18 protein-coding genes and 3 pseudogenes are annotated in these 24,992 nt (G+C 63.3%); 11 read left to right on the top strand and 10 right to left on the bottom strand.

The genetic code is table 11. The annotated features are described in order from the left end of the window. The first annotated feature begins 22 nt into the window (after window positions 1–22). The 4 genes and pseudogenes from MOD31_RS00835 to MOD31_RS00820 all read left to right on the top strand — a co-directional run bounded on the left by MOD31_RS00835 (window position 23) and on the right by MOD31_RS00820 (window position 4,655). On the top strand, window positions 23–952 hold the full coding sequence (locus MOD31_RS00835; protein ID WP_223941769.1) for an ATP-grasp domain-containing protein: 930 nt from the start codon (window positions 23–25) through the stop codon (window positions 950–952). A gap of 60 nt (window positions 953–1,012) precedes the next feature. Beyond that, the gene (locus MOD31_RS00830) at window positions 1,013–1,333 is read left to right on the top strand and encodes a hypothetical protein (RefSeq protein WP_142936670.1); all 321 of its coding nucleotides are present in this window, start codon (window positions 1,013–1,015) and stop codon (window positions 1,331–1,333) included. Window positions 1,334–1,447: 114 nt separating this feature from the next. Next, window positions 1,448–4,245: pseudogene (gene ppc, locus MOD31_RS00825) on the top strand (phosphoenolpyruvate carboxylase). Window positions 4,246–4,349: 104 nt separating this feature from the next. Continuing rightward, complete coding sequence (locus tag MOD31_RS00820) at window positions 4,350–4,655, top strand: hypothetical protein (protein ID WP_142936668.1); 306 nt, start codon at window positions 4,350–4,352, stop codon at window positions 4,653–4,655. A 5-nt stretch (window positions 4,656–4,660) separates the two neighbouring features. On the opposite strand, the gene MOD31_RS00815 is transcribed toward MOD31_RS00820, so the two are convergent. Beyond that, window positions 4,661–5,305: a DedA family protein gene (locus MOD31_RS00815; RefSeq protein ID WP_250819614.1), complete on the bottom strand. Its 645-nt coding sequence runs from the start codon at window positions 5,303–5,305 to the stop codon at window positions 4,661–4,663. Between the two features lie 54 nt (window positions 5,306–5,359). On the opposite strand from MOD31_RS00815, the pseudogene MOD31_RS00810 reads away from it, so the two are divergent. Then, window positions 5,360–5,901: pseudogene (locus MOD31_RS00810) on the top strand (O-acetyl-ADP-ribose deacetylase). An 83-nt stretch (window positions 5,902–5,984) separates the two neighbouring features. Here MOD31_RS00810 and MOD31_RS00805 read toward each other — a convergent pair. Next, a pseudogene (locus tag MOD31_RS00805) lies at window positions 5,985–7,205 on the bottom strand (amino acid permease); the annotation flags it as partial. 173 nt (window positions 7,206–7,378) lie between these two features. Here MOD31_RS00805 and MOD31_RS00800 point away from each other — a divergent pair. Beyond that, window positions 7,379–7,873 (top strand): Lrp/AsnC family transcriptional regulator, encoded by a 495-nt coding sequence (locus tag MOD31_RS00800; protein ID WP_250819613.1) that lies wholly within the window; start codon window positions 7,379–7,381, stop codon window positions 7,871–7,873. A gap of 12 nt (window positions 7,874–7,885) precedes the next feature. Here MOD31_RS00800 and MOD31_RS00795 read toward each other — a convergent pair whose 3' ends face one another. After that, window positions 7,886–8,815, bottom strand: coding sequence for an RluA family pseudouridine synthase (locus MOD31_RS00795; protein WP_142936697.1), 930 nt, complete (start codon window positions 8,813–8,815; stop codon window positions 7,886–7,888). A gap of 145 nt (window positions 8,816–8,960) precedes the next feature. Here MOD31_RS00795 and MOD31_RS00790 point away from each other — a divergent pair, with 145 nt between their 5' ends. Both MOD31_RS00790 and MOD31_RS00785 read left to right on the top strand, forming a co-directional pair. Then, window positions 8,961–9,602, top strand: a complete 642-nt coding sequence (locus MOD31_RS00790; RefSeq protein ID WP_142936666.1) for a helix-turn-helix domain-containing protein — start codon at window positions 8,961–8,963, stop codon at window positions 9,600–9,602. Further along, window positions 9,595–10,287: an SRPBCC domain-containing protein gene (locus tag MOD31_RS00785; protein ID WP_250819612.1), complete on the top strand. Its 693-nt coding sequence runs from the start codon at window positions 9,595–9,597 to the stop codon at window positions 10,285–10,287. The genes MOD31_RS00790 and MOD31_RS00785 overlap by 8 nt, the downstream gene beginning before the upstream one ends. On the opposite strand, the gene MOD31_RS00780 is transcribed toward MOD31_RS00785, so the two are convergent. After that, window positions 10,284–10,871, bottom strand: a complete 588-nt coding sequence (locus MOD31_RS00780; RefSeq protein ID WP_238703247.1) for a TetR-like C-terminal domain-containing protein — start codon at window positions 10,869–10,871, stop codon at window positions 10,284–10,286. The two genes, MOD31_RS00785 and MOD31_RS00780, sit on opposite strands and share 4 nt — an antisense overlap. 119 nt (window positions 10,872–10,990) lie before the next feature. Here MOD31_RS00780 and MOD31_RS00775 point away from each other — a divergent pair, with 119 nt between their 5' ends. Beyond that, entirely contained in the window at window positions 10,991–11,494 is a 504-nt protein-coding gene (locus MOD31_RS00775) for a DUF4188 domain-containing protein (RefSeq protein WP_250819611.1), read from the top strand. Here MOD31_RS00775 and MOD31_RS00770 read toward each other — a convergent pair. Then, a complete protein-coding gene (locus MOD31_RS00770) occupies window positions 11,491–12,954 on the bottom strand; it encodes a PLP-dependent aminotransferase family protein (protein WP_250819610.1) in 1,464 nt (487 codons plus the stop codon). The genes MOD31_RS00775 and MOD31_RS00770 overlap by 4 nt on opposite strands. A gap of 59 nt (window positions 12,955–13,013) precedes the next feature. On the opposite strand from MOD31_RS00770, the gene MOD31_RS00765 reads away from it, so the two are divergent. Beyond that, window positions 13,014–13,643, top strand: a complete 630-nt coding sequence (locus MOD31_RS00765; RefSeq protein WP_250819609.1) for a YitT family protein — start codon at window positions 13,014–13,016, stop codon at window positions 13,641–13,643. A 17-nt stretch (window positions 13,644–13,660) separates the two neighbouring features. Here the strand turns inward: MOD31_RS00765 and MOD31_RS00760 are convergent, their stop codons facing one another. From MOD31_RS00760 to MOD31_RS00750, 3 genes are read right to left on the bottom strand one after another with little or no spacing between them, the layout of a single operon-like run. After that, window positions 13,661–14,893, bottom strand: a complete 1,233-nt coding sequence (locus MOD31_RS00760) for a glycoside hydrolase family 26 protein (RefSeq protein ID WP_374206952.1) — start codon at window positions 14,891–14,893, stop codon at window positions 13,661–13,663. Then, the gene (locus MOD31_RS00755; RefSeq protein ID WP_250819608.1) at window positions 14,884–15,336 is read right to left on the bottom strand and encodes an STAS domain-containing protein; all 453 of its coding nucleotides are present in this window, start codon (window positions 15,334–15,336) and stop codon (window positions 14,884–14,886) included. The genes MOD31_RS00760 and MOD31_RS00755 overlap by 10 nt, the downstream gene beginning before the upstream one ends. A 44-nt stretch (window positions 15,337–15,380) precedes the next feature. Further along, window positions 15,381–17,264, bottom strand: a complete 1,884-nt coding sequence (locus tag MOD31_RS00750) for a glycosyltransferase (RefSeq protein WP_250819687.1) — start codon at window positions 17,262–17,264, stop codon at window positions 15,381–15,383. A 341-nt stretch (window positions 17,265–17,605) separates the two neighbouring features. On the opposite strand from MOD31_RS00750, the gene MOD31_RS00745 reads away from it, so the two are divergent. Beyond that, window positions 17,606–18,862 carry a ricin-type beta-trefoil lectin domain protein gene (locus MOD31_RS00745; protein WP_250819607.1) on the top strand — a complete coding sequence of 419 codons (1,257 nt, stop codon included), beginning with the start codon at window positions 17,606–17,608 and terminating at the stop codon, window positions 18,860–18,862. Window positions 18,863–19,122: 260 nt separating this feature from the next. Here the strand turns inward: MOD31_RS00745 and MOD31_RS00740 are convergent, their stop codons facing one another. Further along, the gene (locus tag MOD31_RS00740; RefSeq protein ID WP_142936654.1) at window positions 19,123–19,953 is read right to left on the bottom strand and encodes a DNA-formamidopyrimidine glycosylase family protein; all 831 of its coding nucleotides are present in this window, start codon (window positions 19,951–19,953) and stop codon (window positions 19,123–19,125) included. Further along, a complete protein-coding gene (locus tag MOD31_RS00735; RefSeq protein ID WP_250819606.1) occupies window positions 19,946–24,943 on the bottom strand; it encodes a DEAD/DEAH box helicase in 4,998 nt (1,665 codons plus the stop codon). Before MOD31_RS00735 ends, MOD31_RS00740 begins: the two co-directional genes overlap by 8 nt. Window positions 24,944–24,992 lie beyond the last annotated feature (49 nt).

The raw sequence follows: 24,992 nt of genomic DNA, 5'->3' as shown, positions 1-24,992 counted from the left end.
ACCTTGGTGTGGGAACGCTCTGATGTCGCGTGTCCTGGTGACAGGCATTGCCAACCCGGCTGGCTCGTCCTTGGTCCGGCAGCTCAAGGCAAAGGGCCATTGGGTGCTGGGGGTGGACGAGATTCCTGCCCGTTGCGGGGCGGCCGATGGTGTGGCGGTCGTTTCACCTTCGAATACCCGCGGTTACCTTTGGGAGTTGCGGGGCCTGGTGGCGGGCTATGGGATCGAAATCCTCATTCCCACCATGAGTGCCGAGCTGGTCGTCTTTTCTGAAGCCCGCGACGATTTCGCGCCGGGAGTTCGTGTGGTGATCGCCGATCCTGCGCCGGTGAGGAGGGCTCACGACAAATACCTCACCATGACCTGCCTTGCGGGTGCGGGTGTGAGCGTTCCCCGATTCGGCCTGCCCAGCGCACTCGGGTCTGTGCATGATGCCATGGATATATTGGGCGGCCCGCTGGTGGTGAAACCTCGCATTTCACGCAACGGACGCGGCATCCGGTTGCTGGGGCGAACGTCCGACTCCGGTGCGCGGGCTGCCCGTATTTGGGCAAGCCTGGACGATTCCTGGATGGTCCAACGGTTTGCACCGGGTACCGAGTACGCTGCGCAAGGCTTTCGCCACGGACAACTCACCGGGCCGGATGATGTCCTGGTTGTGTTGGAGAGAACGCTCAGAGAGGCAGCCAAGGAGGATGGTTCGCCCACAGTTCGTGTCCGGAAGGTTCAAGCGCCCTCGGACTCTGACGTTGCGGTGGTGGCGGGTTCAGCTGCTGCCGCCCTTGGGCTGACCGGACCATTCAGCGTGGATATCAAGCGCCTGCAGGACGGCAAGCCGGCAGTATTGGAAGTGGAGGCGCGTTTTGGCATGTTCAGTGCCCTTGCGCCTGGGGTGTTGGATACGGTTTTGGAGCTGTGCAAGCAGGACCACCCTTTGGAAGAGTTCGCGTGAGGCCTGGTCTCCGTGAGGCCCGGTCTGTGTTCCCTTTCGCCCGGGGCGTACCCTCATTGCATGGGGATTGAGACAGTGGTTCCGGCCGTGGTCAGCCTGGCACTCATTGTGGGATCGTTCTGGGCCGGCACGCGGCTGGTGCAGAGGGGCGTTCCGTCAAAAGGAGCAACCGGCACCCTGGGCAGTGTGTTGTCCATGATTGAACCGGCCACGGGTGCACCCACCCGGATGGAAGCGGCAGCAGCCATAGAAGAGATGAGGCAGCGCCGGCACGAGTCTCTGTCCGCGGGCCCGGGTTCGGAGGGCCGGGATGTTTTCGGTGGAAAAGTAGTCTTGCCCAGGCCTGTCCAGAAGCCGGCAGAAGGCGACGTTAAAATCTGAGACGCATTCCTTTTGTTGAGTTAGGTGCGGGTAAGATCCCGTAGGAACAAGTAATCCGGCTCACAGTATCCAGCGCAGTGTACGGGCCAACCAGATCCCCGAAGGTAAGTATCTATGGTTCACACTGCCCATCAAGACACCGATCTCGCTGCTGAACTGCGGGCCGACGTACGCCGCGTTTCCACGCTTCTCGGCGAGTCCCTGGTAAGACAACATGGTCCGGAGCTGCTCCAACTCGTGGAGCAGGTGCGGCTGCTGACCAAGGAGTCCAAGGAAGCAGCCCGAGGCGGCGCGGACGCTACCGGCCCATGGAGCGCGCACGACGTCGTCGCCCAGGTCCGCGAGTTGCTTGCCTCCCTGCCGCTTGACCAGGCTACTGACTTGGTCCGCGCCTTTGCGTTCTATTTTCACCTCAGCAACGCTGCCGAGCAGGTCCACCGCGTCCGAGGATTGCGCACCCGGCAGGAAAAGGACGGTTGGCTGGCAAAAGCGGTCTCAGAGATCGCCGGCCAAGCTGGTCCCCAGGTTTTGCAGGACGTGATCAATGAACTGGACGTCCGCCCCATCTTCACGGCACACCCCACCGAGGCCTCACGCCGCTCCGTACTGGACAAGGTCCGCAAGCTCTCGGACGTTCTGGCCGAGCCCACCACGGAGGGGACCTCAGCGCGGCGCCGTCAGGACCGCCAACTCGCCGAGATCATTGATCAAATGTGGCAGACCGACGAGCTGCGGCAAGTGCGTCCCACTCCTGTGGATGAGGCCCGGAATGCCATCTATTACCTGAACAGCATCCTTACCGACGCCATGCCGGAGATGTTGACGGACCTTTCAGAGCTTTTGGCTGAGCACGGGGTCTCCCTGCCGGCCGCTGCCGCACCCCTGAAGTTTGGTTCGTGGATCGGTGGTGACCGCGACGGCAACCCGAACGTTACCGCCGCCGTCACCCGGGAGATCCTGCAGCTGCAGAACCAGAATGCTGTCCGCATCAGCATTGCCTTGATCGACGAACTCATCTCGGTACTTTCCAACTCGACCGCTCTTTTTGGGGCCGACCAGGAACTGCTGGACTCGATCGCGACTGATCTGAAGAACCTCCCCGGCCTGGATAAGCGCATCCTTAACTGAATGCCCAAGAGCCGTACAGGCTCAAACTGACCTGCATCAAGGCCAAGCTCATCAACACCGGCCGACGTATTTCAGCGTCGACGTATCACGAGCCGGGCCGCGACTACGCAACCACTCCCGAGCTGCTTGCGGAGTTTGGGTTGCTTGAGGCCTCGCTGCGCAACCACTCCGCCGGTTTGGTTGCAGATGGCGCCCTGGCCCGGGTCCGCCGGGCAATCGCCGCTTTTGGTCTGCACTTGGCAACCTTGGACATCCGTGAGCACGCCGATTACCACCACGATGCTGTTGGCCAGCTGGTGGACCGGCTCGGCACGCAGAAGCCCTACAGCGAGTTGACGCGTGAGGAACGATTCACTTACTTGGGTGCGGAGCTGGCTTCGCGCCGTCCTCTTTCCGGACACCCGATCAAGCTTGAGGGCACTGCGGACGGTACCTACGACGTTTTCCGGAGTATCCGCCAAGCCCTGCACACCTACGGCCCGGACGTCGTGGAAACCTACATCATTTCCATGACCCGCGGTGCCGATGATGTTCTTGCTGCAGCGGTCCTGGCGCGCGAAGCCGGCTTGATTGACCTCTTCGGCGCCAAGCCGCACGCCAAGATCGGCTTTGCCCCGCTGCTGGAAACAGTGGAAGAGCTCCGTGCTTCGGCTGAGATCGTGGACCAGTTGCTGTCCGATCCCTCCTACCGGGAACTTGTCCGCCTTCGCGGCGATGTCCAGGAGATCATGCTGGGCTACTCGGATTCCAATAAGGAATCCGGTGTGATGACCAGCCAGTGGGAGATCCACAAGACCCAGCGCAAGCTGCGCGATGTAGCAGCCAAGCATGGTGTTCGTGTCCGCTTGTTCCATGGCCGTGGTGGTTCGGTAGGCCGCGGTGGCGGGCCCACCTACGATGCCATCATGGCCCAGCCGAACGGCGTGCTTGAGGGTGAGATCAAGTTCACCGAGCAGGGTGAGGTCATCTCGGATAAGTACTCCTTGCCCGAACTGGCACGCGAAAACCTTGAGCTGTCCTTGGCAGCGGTCATGCAGGGCTCGGCCTTGCACCGGACTCCGCGCACTTCCGAGGACGAGCGCGAGCGCTACGCAAACGTCATGGAGATCATCTCCGACGCAGCGTTCGACCGCTACCGCGCGTTGATTGATGATCCTGATCTTCCGGCTTACTTCCTCGCTTCCACCCCTGTGGAGCAACTGGGTTCGTTGAATATTGGATCACGCCCGTCCAAGCGCCCGGACTCCGGAGCCGGACTCGGCGGTCTTCGGGCCATCCCGTGGGTTTTCGGCTGGACCCAGTCCCGGCAGATCGTTCCGGGTTGGTTCGGTGTGGGCTCAGGCCTAAAGGCTGCCCGCGAGGCAGGCAACACCGATCCGCTCCTTGAAATGATGGATCGCTGGCACTTCTTCCGCTCGGTGATCTCCAATGTGGAAATGACCCTGGCCAAGACAGATATGGAGATTGCCGGTCATTACGTGTCCTCCTTGGTCCCGGAGGAGCTGCACCGTCTGTTCCACATGATCCGTGATGAGTACGAACTCACGGTGGCAGAAATCGAGAGGCTGACCGGTGAGATCGAGCTCCTCGACGCCCAGCCCACGTTGAAGCGTTCACTCGAAATCCGCGACCAGTACCTGGACCCGATCAGCTACCTTCAGGTGGAACTCCTTCGGCGCGTTCGCGAGGAACAGGTTTCCGGAGCCGAGATTGACGAGCGGCTTCAGCGGGCCATGCTCATCACCGTCAACGGTGTGGCCGCCGGCCTGCGCAACACCGGCTAGCACCCTCTCTCACATCCCGCGGGTTTTTCTGGATCGCTCTCTCATCTGGTGAGAGAGCGATCCGTCCAAGGGCGCGGGATGTGAGAGAAGGTTAGGGTAGTGGGATGCCGTCGTTCCAGACCAAGTTGAAGATCACTGGCCTCAAACCGGGCAACGCACCTGAATCGGTGATGGCCGCAGCGGTGGAAGCGCTGGAAACCCGCCACCACGTGGAGTCGAACCAGCTGGACATCGTCGGCGGAGTGCCCCAGCTCAGCCTCCGTTTCACAGTTGACGATCGCGATTACTTGGGCGAGAACGACGAAGCCCGGACGTCGGCAGCCATGATGCGTGACGCCGTCGAGCGTGTTGCTTTGACCGGCAGCCTTTACGTGCTGCGTCGCAGCCGCGGACGCTGGGCCCCGGTCTAAAGGACCTACTCGGGCTGTGGCACGTCGCCGGGTTTGTCGGCGTCGAACGGTTCGTCCACGGGGGAACGGCTGCCGCGCCGCCGCGTGACGATCAATCCCACCACCACGCCGATCACCAAGCCCAGTCCCACACCAATGAGTGAGCTGGCCCAAAACGGGAGTTTGGTGGTGGATCCGGTGAAGTAACCCAGCCCCACCTGCCACACGGCCCACAGCACTGCGCCAAGGCCTGCGCACAGGCTGAACCCGCGTACCGAGACGTTGGCGATTCCCGCCGCGGATGAGGTGGCGAGCCTGCCTCCCGGGATGAAGCGTGCGCCGATGATGGCGCCATACGTTGAGGAGCGGCCGGCTTTGGCGATGGCCTCGTGGATGCCGCGGTGGACGCGGCGGCCCCACGCCCACCTATCCAGGACATGGCTGATGCGCCGTTTGAACAGCACGAACACCGCCATGTCGCCCAACCAGGACGCGAACGCGGCAAGGAAAAGGACCAGCCAGAAGTTCGCGTGGCCATCGGCTGCCAGCGCCCCGCCGGTGATGACCACCATTTCGGAGGGGATGGGCGGGAAGATGGCGTCGCCCAGCACAATGGGGACGATCCACAGGTAAATCGCGGATCCCCATGTTTCCGGGGCGATGATGTCCATGGCCACAAGGTACCGCACTTGCCGTGTCCGCCGCTCCGGAGTGAGACTGTGGCCATGCGAATCGACATACTGCACGGCGATCTCACCATCCGCGCTGTTGATGCGATCGTCAACGCCGCCAACTCCTCTTTGCTGGGTGGAGGGGGAGTGGACGGCGCCATCCACAGGGCCGCTGGCGGGGAACTGCTCGAGGCGTGCCGCGAGTTGAGGCGGACGCAACTGCCGGACGGACTGCCGGTGGGTTCCGCCGTCGCGACTTCCGCATTCAGGCTCCCGGCGCGCTGGGTCATCCACACTGTGGGTCCCAACCGGCACGCCGGACAGACAGATCCGGCCCTGCTCGCCTCGTGCTTCCACGAAAGCCTGGCAGTGGCGTCCGGACTGTGGCCTTCCCTGCGATCAGCGCCGGAATTTACGGGTGGGACCCCGCTCAGGTGGCGGAGGTAGCGTTCGACGCCGTGAGATCGTTCTCGTCGTCGTCTTCCGCCGGCGCGGCGTCGGACAGTCCGCTTGAGGTGGTGGAGTTTGTGCTGTTTTCGGAGGATACGACGGCGGTCTTCCGGAGTGTGTTTGCTGCCTCGCCAGAGGATTCCTGACCAGGCGATTCCTGACGTTTGCGGCGCTGCACCACGTAGTAGAGGACCGTGACGAGTGCCAGGGATGGCAGGCCGAAGATCAAGGTCATATTGAACGCCGAGGTGCCGAGTGTACTGATGGCGATGGCAATCATGAGGACCGCGCCGAGGATGGTGCCCACCGGGTAGAACCGGGTCTTGTAGGCGAGTTCAGTGCCGCTGCGCTTCATGCTGCGGCGGAAGAACCAATGGGTCACGAAGATCATGAACCAGGTGAACATGGCCCCGAACATGGAGATGGCCATCATGAAGGTGAAGGCAGTCTCGGGGAACATGGCGTAGACGACAGTGGCGATCGCGATTCCTGCCGTGGATAGGACCAAGGCATTCACGGGGGCGCCGTTGGAGCGGAGTTTCCCAAATACGGCCGGTGCGTCACCGCTGCGGGACAGGCTGAAGATCATTCGCGTGGAAATGTAGAGCTGGCTGTTCATGGCTGAGAGCGCAGCGATGATCACCACGAAGGTCAAAAGGCTGTCCGCGAAGGGAATGCCCAGATTCTGCATGACTGTGACGAAAGGGCTGCCCCCGGCCAGGATCTGGCTCACGGGGGCGATTGCCAGGATCAGTGCCAGTGTGACGATGTAGAACAGCAACAGCCGGGCGATAGTGGTCCGGAAAGCCTTCTTCACGGCGGTTGCCGGGTCTTTGGCTTCACCAGCGGCGATGGCAATCATCTCGATGCTGAGGTAGCTGAAGATGGACACGATCACCGCGAACCAGGTGCCGGAGAATCCGTTGGGGAAGAAGCCGCCTTCGGCTGTGTAATTCTGGAAGCCAGTGCCTTCCGTGCGGGCGCCGAAGACGATGTACGCGCCGAGCACAATGAACGCGATGATTGCGAAGACCTTGATGCTGGAGAACCAGTACTCCAGAGTTCCGAACACCTTCACGTTCATGGTGTTCACGCCGATGAGAACCGCCGAGAAGAAGATCACCCATAGCAGTGACGGCACGTCAGGGAACCACAGTTTCATGTATTCGCCCACCGCGGTCACCTCAGTTCCCACGGCCAGCACGATGCAGGACCAGTACATGTACTTCACCAGGAAACCGGCCAGCGGGCTGACGTAGTGTTCGGCAAAAGCTCCGAAGGATCCTGAGGTTGGGTGTGCCACTGTCATCTCGGACAAGCTGCCCATGAGGAGGAGTGCGATCAGGCCTCCGATGGCGTAGCTGATGATGACGCTGGGCCCAGCCAAGCCGATGGCAAATTTGCTCCCCAGGAACAGACCGGTACCGATCGCTCCGCCCAGCGCGATCATGGTCATTTGCCGTGAGGTGAGCTGCCTTTTAAGCCCGCCCTCACGTTCTTGGATCTTATCGAAACCGCCCACAACGACCTCCTCGTCGATTCTGCAAATCGCTTCAAGATAGAATCCAGCTCAGAGCTGTGCCAAGGATTTCGAAGGATCAGGAAAATATTGGAGGTGGGTTCGTGCCAGATTCACCCACGACCCGTACACGGGGGTCGCTGCCGAACCGGGTTCGGCTGGACGACACAGACCGTTTGATCCTCCAGGAGCTCATGGCGGACGCAAGGATCCCCAACAACATCCTCGCCGCCAAAGCGGGAATAGCGCCTTCCACGTGCTTGGGCCGGGTCAGGGCACTGCGTGATGCGGGAATCATCCGCGGCTTCCACGCATCCGTGGATCTTGAAGCCCTGGGCCTGCTGGTTTACGCGTTGATCTCGGTGCGGGTGAACTCCCAAGCGCGCAACAAAATGCTTGCCATCGGTCAGCGCCTGCGATCATTGCCCAACGTCCAGAGCGTGTTTCTGTTGGCCGGCGACCAAGACTTCCTCATGCACGTAGCCTGCGGAACTCCCACGGAACTTCGGGACTTCATCGCAGTTCACCTGGCATCGGATCCGGCAATTGCCAACACCCAGACGAACCTGGTGTTCGATCACCTGACCCCGGGGGACTGACGTTTCGGGGAATCAGCCGTGGGCTTCGCTGAGCTCCAGTTGGCTGCGGTATTCCACGGGTTGTTTGGTGATCGGGTCAACAAACCGGATCCCACGGGCCAGGAGTTGGAGCGGCTTGCTGTAGTCGTCCGGCGCTTTGTCCAGCAGATCCGGATAGAAGGCATCGTTGACAATGCCCAGCCCGAGCGACGCCATGTGCACTCGCAGTTGGTGGGTCTTTCCGGTGTGAGGCTCCAGCCGGTACAGCGCGCGCTGGTGAGTTCCGGCGTCGAACGTTTTTGTCTGTTCAATGCGCGTTTCAGCGTTCGGTTCACCGGGGATGACCTCGGCGAGCAGATAGCTGCGTGACTTGGTCATGCGGTTGCGTACCACTGCTGGGAACTCGACGGCGGGATAGCCTGCGGCGGGCGTCGCGGCGGACACGCACTCGTATTCCTTCTGGACCTGGCGCTTCTCGAAGAGGACCTGGTACTTGCCGCGCGTCTCCGGGTTGGTGGAGAGCAGCAACAGGCCGGCGGTCATCCGGTCCAGGCGGTGCATGGGGATGAGATCCGGGAGGTCCAAGAGGTTCCGGAGCCGGACCAGCGCGGATTCCTGGATGTAGGTGCCGCCCGGTGTGGTGGGGAGGAAATGCGGCTTGTCCACCACCAGGATGTGTTCGTCCTGGTGGAGGATGCTGATTTCCACGGGCAGCCGCGTCTCCGGGGGGAGCGTGCGGTAGTACCAGATGAAGGTGTGGTCCTCCAGTTTGGTGCTGCGATCAAGGGGAATTCCGCCCTCGCCTACGATCTCGCCGGCGTCGAACCGGTCCTCGATGCCTTGGGGGTCGATGTGTCCCCAGCGGTGCATCATGTAGTCCATGGCGGTGGTCCATGGCCCCTCGTCCGGCAGGCGGAGGCGGGTGGCGTTCACGCCGTCACGCACGGGGAGGGGGGATTGCATCACCTGGCAATTCTACCGGCGTTGCGAGGCCCGCTCTGCGCGCTAAGTCGCGCACAAAGCATGCAGGGCGGGCCTCACAACGCATCCAGTTCCGACGATAAAAAAGTTCTTGACAATAAAAGTTGTCGGTAAGCATACTTGAAGCATGTTGGACATCGAAGTGATCGAGGACCCGGCCGCGGCGGAAGCCTCGCTGGACCCCATCCGCACCCGTATTCTGCGGGAACTCGTGGAACCTGCGTCCGCCACGCAACTGGCCGCGAAGGTGGGGCTGCCCCGGCAGAAGGTGAATTACCACCTCAAAGCCCTGGAACGCCATGGCTTGGTGGAGCTGGTGGAGGAGCGGCGCAAAGGCAACGTCACCGAGAGGGTGCTGCGTGCCACGGCTGCGTCCTACCTGATCTCGCCCGTCGCCCTCGCTTCTGTGGCACCGGACCCCCGGCGCTTCTCTGACCGGTTTTCGGCCTTCTGGCTGCTGGCACTGGCCTCCCGCACCGTGCAGGAGATGGGCAAGCTCATAGCCGGTGCTGCACTGGCCAAGAAGAAGCTGGCCAGCTTCGCGATCGATGGCGAGATCACTTTCCGCTCCGCCACCGAACGTGCAGCGTTCGCCGAGGAACTCGGCGTGGCGGTGACTCGCCTCGTGGATAAGTATCACGACGGCGGTGCTGCCGCAGAGGCGGGTGGTGCACGCAAGCACCGCCTCGTCGTCGTGCTTCACCCGGCACTTAAAACAACCCAAGCCTCCCCGGAGCAATCAGCAGAAAAGGATCAAAGCAATGACTGACAACCGGAAATTCGAAATCGAAGCGGACGTCGAACTGCCGGGCACTCCCGAGCGGGTATGGCAGGCGGTCACTAAGGACACGCCGGCTTGGATGTTCCCCACGGATCAGTGGCCCGACGTCAAGACCACCGAGGAATACCCCACCCACTTGGTGTCCAGGATGGACGGTCCTGACGGATGGTTCAACCAGCTGGAACACGTCCTTGAACCGCTGGAAGGCGGACGCGCCAAGCTGCACTACGTTCACAGCGGGATCTTCGCCGACAACTGGGACGAGCAGTATGACGGCGCCAGCAAGCACACCGAGTTCTACCTGCACACCCTGGGTCAGTACCTGCGGTATTTCGACGGCAAGCCGGCGGTCTTCACGGACATTCAGGCGCCGCCGTCTTCGCAGACGCCGGATGGTTTCGTGCAGCTGAAGAGGGCCCTTGGCGTAGACGGCGCGGCCGCCGGTACTGCAGTGGATGTGGACGTCGACGGCGTAGGCCGGCTGAGCGGGGAAGTGGACTTTTCCAACGAGAACTTCCTGGGCCTCAGGACTGCCGACACCATGTACCGCTTCTTCGGCAGGAACGCTTTCGGCGCTCCGGTAGGCATGACGGTGCACGAGTTCAGCGGCTCCGGCGATTCGGAACTCACGGCCAAGACCTGGGGAGCATTCCTGGAGAAGGTGTACGCCTAAGAGTCCGGTGAGGCCGCCCAGGCCCGAGCTACAGAATCCAGGGCGGCCTCATAAATGGAGGCCCAGTCGGTGGCGGGATCGTTCATCTGGGCCAGCTCCAAGCTGACGAGTCCGTGAACCTGCCCCCAGATGGCCATGGCCACGAGCGTGGGTTCGTCTGAGCGGAGTGCGCCCGCCGACTGTGCGGCGACTACCGCCTCCACCAAGGGGAGCATCGACTCGGAGGTGACTTCCGGCGTCGGGCTGCAATCTACGTAGGCGGCCAGCGTCCCGCCGAACATCAAGCGGTAGAGGGCCGGGTGGTCCAGCGCCCAGGCGCGGTATGCGCGGCCCAATCCCAGCAGCCCGTGCTTGGCGGCCTCGCGTTGGGAATCGCCAAAGGACCGGAAGCCGTCGTCGACGGCGGCCGTCAACAGTTGCGCTTTCCCGCCGAAGAGCGAGTAGATCGCCGTGGTGGACGTTTCGGCGGCAGCGGCAACATCGCGGAGGGTGACGCGGGCCGGTCCCTCGCGGTCTACCAGTTCAGCCGTAACCGCCAGGAGCCGATCCTGTACGTGTTGATCATGAATTACGGGTCTTGCCATACCTCCAAGTGTTCCATAACATTGTTTTATAACAGCGTTACGAAACCGGCGTTACGAAACCGGCGTTCCAAAACAAGGGTTCCGCGAACTCATCGGTTCCCCCCAACTGAAGGATTCTCATGGCACAGGACATCTTCCCCGGCCGCTTCACCGCGGATATCGGGCGCGATACAGTAACCGTCTTCCTCATCGGAATGCGGGCCAACAGGTGGTGGAAGATGGGTCGCATCGCTCAGGTAACGTCGGCCATGCCCGCCATGATGCAACACCTCGCCGCTCATCCTGAGGCGGGGCTCCTGGGGAGCGAGCAGTGGTTTGGGCGGACCACGGTGATGCTCAGCTATTGGGAAAGCCCGGAGCATCTGAGGCGCTTTGCCGCTGACAAGGACTCGCCACATCTGGGGCCGTGGCGGAAGTTCATGAAGGAGATCGCCGGGAGCGGGGACATCGGCGTGTGGCACGAGACGTATCAGGTGCCGGCGTCGGGCATTGAAGTGGTGTACAACGGCATGCCGATGTACGGGCTGGCCAAAGCCACCACGCATGTTCCCGTTGGACCCGGCAGCAACACGGCAAAACAGCGCATGGGCGCGGCCGCTCGTTCCGCAGGCCCTGCAGCCTAGGCGACTGCGACGGCGGCTGGCCGCTCTGTCTTGAGGGTTCGGCGGAGATGCGGCGAGGCGTCCAGCTTGTCCTGGGCGGCGCGGAGCGCACCGACGGCGAACTCCAACTGTGCGGCAGGCAAGGTGTACGGAACGCGCAGGAAGTGCTCAAAGGCGCCACCCACCCCAAAGCGGGGGCCGGCCGCCAAGCGAACGCCGAAGTCGGGAGCCAGCACAGTCAACGCGGTGCTGCATGGCGTGGGAAGGCGGCACCAGACTGTGAGCCCACCCCGGGGTCGCTCCACCTCCCACGATGGCAAGTGCTCGGCAAGCAACCCCAGCAGCGATTCGCGCTGATTCCTTAGTTCCTCGAGCCGGGCATCAAGCGGTTCGCTGAAAGCCCGGACCAAGCGGGCAGCCGCCAGTTGTTCCACTACCGGGCCGCCCAGATCCATCACGGTCCTGGTGGAGATGAAACGGGCAATCAGTGACTCGTCTGCCCGGATCCACCCGGTCCTCAGCCCCGCCCAATGCGACTTGCTGAGCGATCCGATCGAAACCACCGCGGGACTGAAAGAGGACATCGGCGCGCTGCGGACGCCGTCGAGATTCAACCCCCGCAGCGTTTCATCCACCACCAACACGGTTCCGGAAGCGGCGGCGGCCCGCGCGAGGCGCCGCCGTTGCAGGTCCGACATGATGCGCCCGGTGGGGTTATGGAAGTCCGGCACCAGATAGGCCATTGCGGGGCGTTGCTGGTTCATCATGGCCACCATGGCATCGATATCCCAGGCCGGTGACGTACTCGACTGTATTAGCGGTAGTGCCACGGGAAGGGGCTTACAGCCGGCGGCGCGGATCGCATCCAAAGCGTTGGGATACGTGGGGTGTTCCACCAGGACGCGGTCCTGCTTTCCGGCCAGGGTGCGAAGGACGATGTTGAGTGCATGCTGCGCGCCGGACGTAACAAGGATCTGGCCGGGGGTTGTTGGCACCCCCTCTGAGGTGTACTTTTCTGCGATGGCTTCCCGGAGGGCCGGAATTCCCACGGCCTCGTACCCGAACCCCGGCAGAAGGGCGGGCAGCTCGGTCAGAGCGTCGGCGAAGGCGCGGTGGACTACCTCCCCGGCGGCCGGAAGCGACGCATACGCCAGGTCCAACAGTCCTTCCGGGACTGCGAGTCCGGGGGCGCTCACTGGCGCGGTGCGGTGGGGAATGCACGTCCGCCCGCGACTGCCCTGACCCGCCGTAAGGAATCCCTGTTCGCGCAGGCTCGCATACGCGGCGGTGACCGTGGTGCGGCTGAGGCCGAGTGTTTGGGCGAGCGCCCGCTCGCTGGGCAGGGCGACGTCCAACGGTATGCGCCCGTCCATCACCAGCAAACGTACGACGTCGGCCAGCTCGCGGTAGGCGGGCAGGGCGCCGGAGTTCCAGGAGCCGAGGAGACGGACGAGTGCGGTGGGATTCAGGGAGCCGGACATAAGACCAGTATTCCAAACTGGCTATGGAATAAGGCCAGTTTTATCGGAGGATGGAACCCATGATGACCCGAAGAATCACCCAACTCCTGATCGGCCTCGCGATGTACGGCATCTCCTTGGCCATGTTCATCCGGGCCGGCCTTGGCTTGGACCCTTGGGACGTCTTCCACCAAGGCGTGTCCGAAAAGACCGGCTTCAGTATTGGTGTTGTGGTCATCGCGGTCAGCTTTCTGGTCCTTCTCCTGTGGATCCCGCTCCGGCAGATGCCAGGGATCGGAACCATCGCCAACGCCGTCCTGGTGGGACTCTTCGCTGATCTGGGGCTCTGGCTCATCCCGGAGTTCACGCACCTTGGCGGACAGATCGCCATGCTCGCAGGTGCTGTGATCCTCAACGGCATCGCCTCCGCCTGCTACATCGGTGCCCGTCTTGGGCCCGGCGCCCGTGATGGCCTGATGACCGGACTGGTCCGCCGCACGGGTTGGTCCGTGCGTCTGGTCCGCACGGGCATCGAAGTAGTTGTCCTTGCTGTGGGCTTCCTCCTGGGCGGATCCGTGGGCGTGGGCACCGTGGTGTACGCCCTGGCAATCGGCCCGATCGTGCAGGTTCTGCTGCCGAAGTTCATGGTGCCGGAACGTCCCAAGGCAACGGCCCCCACGGAAGCCGTGGAGGCCGCGCCTGCTGCGTAGGGCTTGTCGCTCAGTCACTAACGGCACGCCTCCAGGTCCTCGCCGTACCGCAACCAGTCCGGCAGGTCCTGGGCCAGCGCATCGCGGATGGCGGGCGATCCCGCACTGCGCCAGTCGACGTCGTCGTTAATTTCGATCTCGTACTTCTTCCACTCGAACCAGTTGATCATCTTCAGCTGGGGGTATTTCTGGTGGGTTTCGGCGGAGAAGACCTGACGCCACCACGCCTGTTTGACGTCCAACTCGGATGCACCGCCACGCGCTGGTGTGAAGATGGCGGCCGTCTCCGGAACGCCCACCGGCTTGCCGTGGTCCACCCCGTACACCTGGTAGAAATCCGGGACGGAGCTGTCGTCGCCGGCGGTGCCGCTGTAAGTGCCGGTCAGCATGGCCAGGAACTTGCCTGGCTCGGAGATGTCGTTGTTCCCCCAGGGACGCTGGTTGCCCCAGTGGTATAGCGAAACTCCAACCCAATCCACGGCGTCGTCCCCTGGATAGTAGGGCGAGTAGGTGTCGTCGGCCATGGTGAGAACGCCGTCATGGTTCGTGTCCAGGGCAGCGAAGTCCGGGGTGCCTGGTCGCGCCGCGAACTGGCCACCCGTGAACGGATAGCCGCCACCATAGTTCGGCGCCCACATCATGGACGTGCCCGGAGCCTGCGAGTGCACCGCCGCCGCCACTTTGCGGAAAACCTCCACGTAGCGGATGGGCTGCTGGCCCCACGAGTACCAGGAGCCGTTCATCTCATGCGCAAAACGCACGACGACGGTGGTCCCCTGATCGTTGATGGCACGTAAGTCGGTGGCCAGTTTGGCGATCACCTCGTCGCTCATCGTCTCTAATCCGCCGTGCGGCTCGAGGGTGAGGAGCAACGCACCGCCGGATTCCCGGACCTGGGTGACGGCGTTGGTGGTGTGCGACCACGTTTCGTCGTCGTAGGGGATATCCGAGAACTGCACCACCACCGCGGGATCGTGGCCAAGGTTTGCGCGGTGTTCGGCCAGGGTCTCGGAGTCCCAATCCAGGTTGACGCCAAGGAGCACGCCATCTTGGGGGATCAGCGTGGATGCGTCGCCGGCCCGGCAAAGGGACAGAGCCTGGACCACAGGCACCACCTCCTTGGACGCGAAACCCAAACCCGTGGCAGCCAGGGCAGTCACCACCAAGGGGATGAGCAGGCTGGCCCGCCGTCGATTTCGGTTCGGATGCCCGGTGAAAGCTGGAGGAGCCTGCGCCATGGTCAGCCCCATCCAAGGGAACGGCGCCGGCGCCCGAAGAGGGTGCGCCAACTGAACCGCGGCGTAAGCCCGCGCGGCCGCATAAGGGCCGCGCCGCCGTCGACCGCTTCCTGGCGGTTTGCGTAGATGCGGGCCACGTGACCCAGATGGGCCTGGAGGCGGGTTTCCGTCAGGGCGCTGGAGTCCCCGAAGAGGCGCAGATCGCCGCCGCGTGAGCGCAGCAGGTGCAGTACCTCAAGGAGCCCTACGACGCCGGATGCTCCCACCGAAGTCACCGCGGCGATATCGAGAAGGACCAGAATGGGGCCGTCCGCGGCGGCCTTGGCGGACGCTTGGCGAACGTCGAGAACGGCAGTGGCGTCCAAATCGCCGGTAACGGTCAGATCCAGACTTATCAGATCTACTGGCTGCCGGGCAGAGGAGATGGTCATTGGGGCAGGGGAAATCATGGACATGGGAGTCGCTCCTTGCTGGGGGATGGAACGGCGTGTGATTGCTGTCAGTTTTTATGTTCGGAGGTAGTCCCAAGGACGCTGGCGAGCTCCTTCGGGGTGGACACGGGTTCCTCCAACTGTTCGCTGGGTCCCCGGTACCTTGCCGCGCCGATCACCACGCTCAACAGCGCCAGGTCCAAAGCAACCCAGGCAAGCGTGATGAGGGTGGGATACAGCGGCGCTTCCCCGAAGGACACTCGGGCAATGCCGATGAGTGAGGACACAACGAGCAATGCCATGGCTGCCATCTGCAGCCTGACGTGCTGAAAACCGCGTCCTGCAGCCTGCCTGCTCTTGGCCGTCACCGAAAACGTGAGGTGCTTGCCAAGGAAGACCGCCGCCGCACCGGAACACGTGGCCGCTATCCACGTGGGAAACAGCGCAAAGGACCATTGCTGGCCCCGCCACAGTCCCTTCGACCCGTTGCCCGCCACTTGGAAAAGCAGCTGGCAGGTCACGAAAAAGGGGAGGAAGAGGCAGAAGAACACCACCGGGCTGGCAGTCAGCGGGTAGGTCCCAGCCATCAGGAACACCACAGGCGCCGCGATGTAGCTCAGGGCGGCGAAGCCATTGAGGTAACTCGTCATGGTGGCCAGATACATGAGCCGTTGGGCCACGGTAAGGCCCCTCAAAAACACCGGATTATCACTGAAGAACACCTGCATGGTGCCTGCCGCCCATCGATGCCGCTGCGAAAGCATGGTGGACACGTCCTCAGGGGCAAGCCCATGGACCAGGACCTCGTGGTGGTAGACGCTGCCCCACCCCATCGCGTGAAGGTGCATGGCCGTTGCCATGTCCTCGGTAATGGTGGTGGTGTCCATGGGGTGGATGGCCAATGCCTGGTCCGTGTGCGCCACATCCACTGATTCAAGGACCGCGTCCAGTTCCGGCACCACATCGTCCATGGCATCGGGGACCGCCAACGCAGCCGTATGGAAGGCAACCCGGAGCTCGAAAGTGATCTCGGCGAGGACATCGCCCCTGCGCACCTGGTGCTCCGCGCGTGCCACTGCCTCCAGCGCCTGTTCTGCGACCGGCATGGCGGCAGGATGACGCCTGCCCAGTTCGCCATGAAGATCCTGCAGCCTGGACCGGCCCCTGCGCAAGGCACGCCACGTCTGCTCAGTGGCTGTCCTTGTGTAACGGGTCAAGCCTAAGGCCATGAGGGCTTCCCGGCGAAGGACAGCGTTCGAACCGCAGAAGAACGCCGCGTCCCAACCGTCCTTGCCCTGCTGAATGGGGCCATAGAAAAGTTCCGCCTGGCTACCCAGGGGGTCCCCTTCCGGAACATTCCAAAAGTGCTGTGGGGTCTGGACGAAGGCCACTTCCTCAGCGTCGAAATAGCCCAGAACACGGTCCAGGAAGCGGGGCTCGGGGACTTGGTCTGCGTCAAAGATGGCCACGAACTCGCCTGTTGTCACGGACAGGGCGTTGTTGACGTTCCCTGCCTTTGCGAAGCGCTGCCGTCCGTCCCACTCCGGGCCGCGGGTGATGTACCCGACGCCGATCTGCCTGGCTGCGGCGGCAAACTCAGCTCGATCGCCGTCGTCCAGGATCCACGTTTCGTGCGGATACGTCATGTCCCTGGCCGCGATGGCCGTGGTGAGCACCAGGTCCAGTGGCTCGTTGTACGTGGCAATGAATACGTCCACCGATCTGCCCGGCAGGGCAGGTGGGGGAGGTGGACGTCGTCGTGCGTTCCACATAGTCACGGCGTAAAGTGCCGATTCGCCGAGGCTGTAAGTCTCCGCGACCACGAGAGGCAGCGAGATCCACCAAGCATCCCAGGCCACAGTGCTCGACCAGCGCCAACTGATGTAGATCACTCCAAAGGAAACCACCAGAACTGCAAGGATCCTTACCAGTATTTGTCTGTAAATGCCCATCTTTAGCCTCCGGTAACTGCTGGGGAAAAGGCCAAGGCGCGCCAGTATGTCCACACGCTCCTCAGAGCGAAATTGGGAAGACACGGCTGACGCGCCTGGAGCTGCATCGTCGATGCTCAAGGGAAGGAATTCGGTTGCGAACGGAATGTCCTTTTGCCAACCCGCTTGAGGGAATTCATCTCAAGCCAGTTGGTTCCTGATTCCACTTTCTCCCGCCCACATTTCATCCCCGTTACGGCACTGATAAGTAAACTCGCGTTGATTATTTCCTGGCTGTGACGTTTTGCGTGTCGCATCGAAAAAGCTTGCGCGGCACGGTGATGGCCCTACAAAGTGGCTTCATGAAGCGAAGACTCATGCCCCTGACGATGCTCGTCGCTGGCCTGACCATCGCAGCTACCCTCATAGCCCCGGAGCCTTCTGCACTTGCATCGGCTGGTATGCCCGCCCCCGGGACACTGGTCTGGAGCGACGAATTCAACGGACCCGCCGGCACGGCACCCGACGCAGGAAAATGGACGCACGACACCGGAGGGTCCGGATGGGGCAACGGCGAACTGCAGTACTACACCAACAACACAAGCAACGCTGCAGCCGATGGTCAGGGAAACATGGCCATCACCGCCCTTAAGGAAAACCCCGCCGGATATCAGTGCCACTACGGGACGTGCCAGTACACGTCCGCCCGGCTGACAACCGCTGGCAAGTTCAGCCGGACACACGGCCGGTTCGAAGCCCGGCTCAAACTGCCCAAGGGGCAAGGAATGTGGCCTGCCTTCTGGATGCTCGGAGAGAACGTATTCACCGACGGCTGGCCTGCCAGCGGTGAGCTGGACGTCATGGAAAACGTTGGCAAGGAACCCGGAACGGTATGGGGAAGTATCCACCGGCCCGGTTACTCAGGGCCAAACGCCACCAACGCCAGCTACACATTGCCCGGCGCCAAGGCCCTGGGCGATGGGTTCCACACGTTTACTGTGGACTGGGGCCCCGAGTCCATCACGTGGTACATCGACGGAACGGCCTACTCACACAAGACCAAGGCCTCAACTGCCGGACCGTGGGTATTCGACCACGACTTCTTTGTGCTCCTCAACCTTGCCGTGGGCGGCGATTGGCCGGGAGCGCCGGACTCGGGCACGGTGTTCCCACAGTCCATGTTGGTCGATTACGTCCGTGTGTATGACCTCGCTTCAATTCCTGCACTTTCTGCGTCCAGCACCCGAATCCAGGGCTACTCCGAAAAGTGCCTTGATGTAGCCGGCCGCCAAGCAGCCGATGGTGCCCCGCTGGAACTCCGGGATTGCGATACCTCTGCTTCGGAGCAATGGACCTTTGCCGCCAACGGAACCATCCGCTCGCTGGGCAAATGCATGGATGTTGCCTGGGGATCAACGGCAAACGGTGCCAGAATCCAGCTCACCGGCTGCAACGGCGGTGCAGCGCAACAATTCGTCCTGAATTCTTCCGGGGATTTGGTGAATCCTCAGGCCAACAAATGCGTTGACGTAGTTGACTGGAATTCAGCCAACGGTGCGACGCTGCAGCTGTGGGATTGCGCAGGTACCACGAACCAAAAGTGGTGGCGAATGGTGTAATAAAAGCGTCCGACGGCGGCGCGCAACTTTGCGGGGTCCGGCGGCTATTGCTGGGGCGGCTGGGGAGCTTCCTGGAGTAGCGGGCCGGGCTGGCAACTGTGCGCAGCCGTCGCGGCGGTTGAGGGCCGGACCTGGCTGGCTGATGTGTGGCCGGGTCCGGCCGGTGGTGCGTACCGGGTTGTTGGGCGCGCGGTTGGTTGCGTGCCGGGTTGTTGGGCGCGCGGTTGGTTGCGTGCCGGGTTGTTGGGCAGCCGGGCCGTCTACGGCGCCGGCTGGCAGTGCGGGCAGAAGTAGATGTCCCGTTCCTCTGTACCGTCCGGTCCTGCCAGGAGGCCGCGACGTATTGTGGTGCCGCAGCGCCTGCAGGGTTGGCGTTCCCTGCCGTATACCCAATACCCGGGACGGAGGGCGCGCGGACCAAGGGTGGTCCGCCGCCCGGGGCCCAGATTTTCGCCGAGAAGGCGTTTGGCGTCCCTGACGGTCTTGGGAAGGTCAGGAACTTCTCCCACCGGCAGGGCAGGATGAATGCCGGACAAGTAGCACGATTCGCACCGGTAGATATTGCCGATGCCTGCAAGTTTCCGCTGGTCCAGCAGCGCAAATCCCACGGTGACGTCCGGTTCGGCACGAAGTCTGCGCAATGCTTCTTCCTCGTCCCAGTCGGGACCGAGCAGATCCGGCCCGAGGTGCCCGACGATCTTCTCTTCCTCCGCTGTGGGCACCACTTCCAGGATGCCCAGTGAGAACCCGACCGCATCTGCGGTGTCCGTGCGGAGCACACACCGTGCAGTGTGGCCGGGCTTCGTCCAACGGCCACCGGGCGGATAGATCATCCAGTTGCCCTCCATTTTGAGGTGGGAATGGATGGTAAGGGCCCGGGGTTTCCTGCTGGCGCCGGGTTCCTCGTCAACAGGTCCGGTCAGGCGCATGAGGAGGTGTTTGCCCCTGGGGACAACCTCGGTCATGGTCCATCCGGCCAGGTTCAGGGTGGCGAATCGGGGCACGCGGAAGTCTGAGGCCTTGATGGTCTTCCCCGCCAACGCTTCGTTCAGGCGTGAGGCAGCCCGCCAAATGGAATCGCCTTCAGGCACGGATCCGGAGTCCCTTCGGAGTGGAGTAGGCCCCCGCGGCGGCGAGAGCAACGGCGATCGGAGTTTCCAGGAGGTCGTGGCCGTTGACCTTCTCCATGAAGAGTTTGTCCACGGCACCGCGGCGCACCACACCCACCAGGGCCTCGGCGGCGACGGCCAGCACGTCCTCGTCATGGCTGAAGGTGAGCAGAGTCTTACCGCCGCGTTCGACGTAAAGGACCAACGCGCCGTCCACCATCACTACCAGCGCTCCGGCCTTGCGCCCGGGACGGTGACCGGAACCGGCGTCGACGGAAAGCGCAGGCCACGGAAGGGCAGCGCCGTAGGGGTTGGCGGGATCGGTCGCGGCGAGGGCAAGGGCAGATGGCTCGGCTTTGGAGATGCGCGCGTCCTCGGTGAAGGACCTGAGGCGGTCCACCGTGGCAGGAACGGCGAACTGGGCGGCGCCCAAATGTTCGATGAAGTAACCGCGGCGGCAACGCCCGGCTTCTTCGAGGCGGGCCAGGACTTTATACATGAGCCCGAATCCGCCAATGATGTTCTCTGCCATGACCGAACCCCGGGTGACTACGCCGTATCGGTCCAGCAGAAGCTCAGCGGTTCCGCGCGCGTGGATGGTGGGGTCCAGTTCGGGGGCAGGAAGCGCTGACCAGCGGCCCACAGCCGAGGGCGGGGCAGGCGCAATTCCGCCTGATACGGAGCCGTAACGCCCACCTGTTAGCCCCGGAGAACCCAGCAATCCTGTCCCATGGGAACGGCCCAGCCTGCTCATGCGTGGCGCCCGGGCCCTGGGCGCCTTGGCCACTTGCCGGTGCGCAGTTTTCCCGCCGGCGATCATGGCCCGCACCGGAGCGAAGGTATCGCCTGTCACGCGGCCGGCCCAGACGAGGTCCCAGAGGGCAGAGACCACGGCGTCATCGCTCAACACCGCATCCATGCCACCGGCCACGTCTGTGAGCTGCCGGAAGAAGTAGCCACCACCTGCGCTGAAGTGTTCCAAGAGCCGCTGCTGGGCGTCGCCGGGTTCGAATTCAGGATCGGGGTTGAGCGTCAGCTCTGCGGAGTCGGCCACATGGAGGCTGATCCAGCCGTCGTTCCCCGGGAGGGATCCTGCCCCGGACCAGAGGAGTTCGCCGGCTGCCATGAGTTCGTCCAGCATGGCCGGTTTGTAGTCCGCCACCCTGCTCGCCAGGACCAGGGGTTCCCACGCGGATGCCGGGATGGGCACACCGGAGAGTTGGTCCACTGCCGTGATGATGCCGTCCAGCCCCCGCAAGGCCTGGCTTCGGGACTTGCCTGGCGCGGTCACGTTCTGCCAGGCCGGCAGGAAACGACCATAGGCGGCCGTGTCCACGGGCTCCACCTCGGCCCGGAGCGCAGCGAGTGAACGACGCCGGAGCTTCCGCAGGACCTCGGCATCGCACCATTCACTGGACGGAGGGGCGTCCACGGTCATGAGTTCTGAGTCGGCTCGTTCTGCAGGCTGCTCCGCGACCGCGTGGGGCCGGAACTCGCCTTCCACCACTCGACCGTCGTCAGCGAGCCGTTTCAAGGCCGTATTGACCACCGCGACGCCAAGCCCAAGCCTGGCCGCAGCTTCTGAGGCAGTGAAGGGACCATGGGTGCGCGCGTACCGGGAAACGAGATCGCCCAAAGGATCGTGGACAGGCTCAATGAAGGCGAGCGGCACACCCATGGGCAGCGGAACGCCGATTGCGTCACGGAGCCGCGCCGAGTCCTCAATGGCAGCAAAACGCTCGACGCCGCCGATGGTTACCTTGAGTGCGCGGTTGGCTTTCTGCAGTGCCGTGAGGTGGGACCGGGCGTCGACGATACTGCCGGATGGCGTGATCACGGAAGCCTCCGCTGCGAGCTGTGCGTCCTCGAGCTGTGCGTCCTCAGGCTGTGGGTCATCCACGGACAGCGCTCGTGTTTCAGGCTGCGGGGTCGATTCTGGTGGTTGGGTACCCTCCAGTCGCTCTGCGACTTCCTCAACGGTGAGCGGGCCCAGCAGCCGCAGGAGATCCGCCACGCCCTCCATGCCACGAACACGCCGGTCCGGTGCAAGGCGCTGCAATTCCATCTCGGTCTTGTCGATGACTGCGGCGTCCAGGAGTTCGCGCAGTTCCACGCGACCCAGGAGTTCGTTGAGGAGCGTGGAGTCCAGGGCCAGGGCGGCCGCTCGGCGTTCGGCCAGGGGGGAGTCGCCCTCGTAGAGGAACTGCGCCACGTACCCAAACAGCAGGGACTTCGCGAAGGGGGAGGGTTGCTGGGTAGTGGTCTCTACAATCCTGAGCTCCCTGCGCTCCACGGACGCCGCAATGTCTTTGAGGGCGGGTAGATCGTAAACGTCCTGCAAACATTCGCGGACGGCTTCGAGCACTATGGGGAAGGAAGGGTACTTCTTGGCGACATCCAGCAACTGGGCTGAGCGCTGGCGTTGCTGCCACAGAGGCTGACGCTTGGCCGGGTTTTGGCGGGGCAGGAGCAATGCGCGGGCCGCACACTCACGGAACCGTGAGGCGAACAGTGCGCTGCCGCCCACTTCGGCGGTGACGATTTGTTCGAGTTCTTCGGGGTCGAAGAGAAAAAGCTCAGCACCGGGCGGCTCGTCCTCCATCATGGGCACCCTCAGGACGATGCCGTCGTCGGCTGCCATGGCCGATCCGTCAAGACCGTAGCGCTGTTGGAGCCGTTGGCCCACCGCCAGTGCCCACGGGGCATGAACGGGCATGCCAAAGGGGCTGTGGAGGACTACACGCCAGTCGCCGAGTTCGTCGTGGAAGCGCTCCACCACCAAAGTTCGGTCGCTCGGGACTATCTCTGTGGCTTCCTTTTGCTCCCTGAGGTACTGGATCAGGTTGCTTGCGGCGTAGGCATCCAATCCGCTGGCCTGGCAGCGTTCCATGGCCGGGGCTTCGTCTGCGGCAGAGAGTTCCCGGATGAAGGCACCTAGCGCGCGGCCAAGATCTACGGGCCTGCCCAGGGAATCGCCCTTCCAGAAGGGAAGCTTGCCGGGTTGGCCGAACGCAGGGGAGACCAGCACACGATCGTGGGTGATGTCCTCAATCTTCCAACTGGTGGCACCGAGGGCGAAGACATCTCCTACCCGTGATTCGTAGACCATCTCTTCGTCGAGCTCACCAACGCGGCGTCCGCCCTTGGCCGCACGGGCTGAAGGGGTGGGTTCACTGCCGTCCGTGGTGGCGGGGGAGGCCGAGCCCTCGACTTCCGTCCCAATGATGTACACACCAAACAGCCCGCGGTCGGGGATGGTTCCGCCCGATGTGACAGCCAGGCGCTGGGCTCCGGGCCTGCCCTCAATGGTCCCGGCATGCCGGTCCCAGATGATGCGGGGCCTTAGCTCCGCGAATTCGTCCGACGGGTACCTGCCGGCCAGGAGGTCCAAGGTGGCCTCGAAGGCCGAGCGTGGCAGGCTCGCAAAAGGCGCTGATCGGCGGACAGTGCTGAACCAGTCCTCAACGTCGATGCTTCCCAGGGCGGTGGCAGCCACCGTTTGCTGGGCCAGGATATCCAAGGGGTTGGCCGGGATACTCAGGCGTTCAATCTGCCCGGCGAGCATTCGCTCAACGGTGACGCTGGTGTGGAGGAGGTCGGCCCGGTGTTTGGGGAAGAGGACTCCCTCTGAGATCTCACCAACCTGGTGTCCAGCACGCCCGACGCGTTGCAGACCGCTGGCTACCGATGGGGGAGATTCAACTTGGACCACCAAGTCCACGGCGCCCATATCGATGCCGAGTTCCAGCGACGATGTTGCCACCACGCAGCGGAGCCTGCCGGACTTGAGGTCGTCCTCGATCATGGCCCGCTGGTCCTTGGATACGGAGCCGTGGTGTGCGCGGGCAAGCACAGGATCGGCGCCAGTAGTGCTTCCGGCCTGAGCCATCATGTGTGCCGGGGTAGCTGTGGAGGCCGGGATTCCCGGGTCGGATTCGGGGGCGGCCCACTCGCTGCCACCCACCGCCATCAACTGGCGCTCGGCGTAGATCTCATTGAGCCGGGCTGTGAGGCGCTCAGAGAGCCGACGGGAATTGGCGAACACGATGGTGGATTGTTTGGACAGGACCAGATCCACGATCTGTTCCTCCACATGCGGCCAGATGGACGCCTGCGGCTGCAACCCCGACGCCGGCCCGGAGTCGAATGCTCCGGCAGCGCCCTGCAGATCGGACATGTCCTCCACAGGTACGGTGACCGTGAGGTTCCAGTTCTTCTTGGACGGTGGGGCGACGATCTCCACGGGGGCTTGGCCGGCCAGGAACTGTGCCACCAGCTCGCGCGGCTGGACGGTTGCCGACAGCCCGATTCGCTGGGCAGGCTTCGGAAGCAGGGCATCCAGCCGTTCCAAGGAAACTGCCAGGTGTGCGCCACGCTTGGTGCCGGCTACGGCGTGCACCTCATCGATGATGATGGTGTCCACTTCGCTGAGCGTTTCCCGGGCACGGGACGTCAGCATGAGAAACAGGGACTCCGGGGTGGTGATGAGGATGTCCGGCGGGTTGGTCAACAGCGTGCGGCGATCCGCCGCCGTCGTATCTCCTGAACGGACGCCCACCGTCACCAAGGGTGCTGGTAGCCCTAAGCGTTTGGCGGTTTGGGTGATGCCGATCAGGGGTGCGCGGAGGTTGCGCTCCACATCCACGCCCAGCGCCTTCAATGGCGAGATGTAGAGGACGCGAGTCTTGGTTTTCGGGCGCTTGGCCCGGCCCTTGCCGTTCGCTGGGACGGTCTCCAGGCCCAGTAGTGTATCGCTGGGCGTGGCATGCAGGCGATCGAGCGCCCAAAGGAAAGCGGCAAGGGTCTTGCCGGAACCCGTTGGGGCCACAACCAGGGCATGGGAGCCTGAGGAGATCGCGTTCCACGCACCATCCTGCGCGGGTGTGGGCTCGGAAAAAGCGCCGAGGAACCATTCCCTGGTTGCCTGGCTGAAACGGCTGATGGCGCCATCCGACGCCTGCGGCTCCTGCATCACTCCATCATGCCCCACGGCTCCGACAGAATAAGCCAGAGCCGTGGGG

This window comes from Paenarthrobacter sp. TYUT067 (genome assembly GCF_023656375.1).
Classification (GTDB): Bacteria; Actinomycetota; Actinomycetes; order Actinomycetales; family Micrococcaceae; genus Arthrobacter.
Note: the sequence above shows the minus strand (reverse complement) of the source record. Positions and strands in the feature narration are given on the sequence as shown.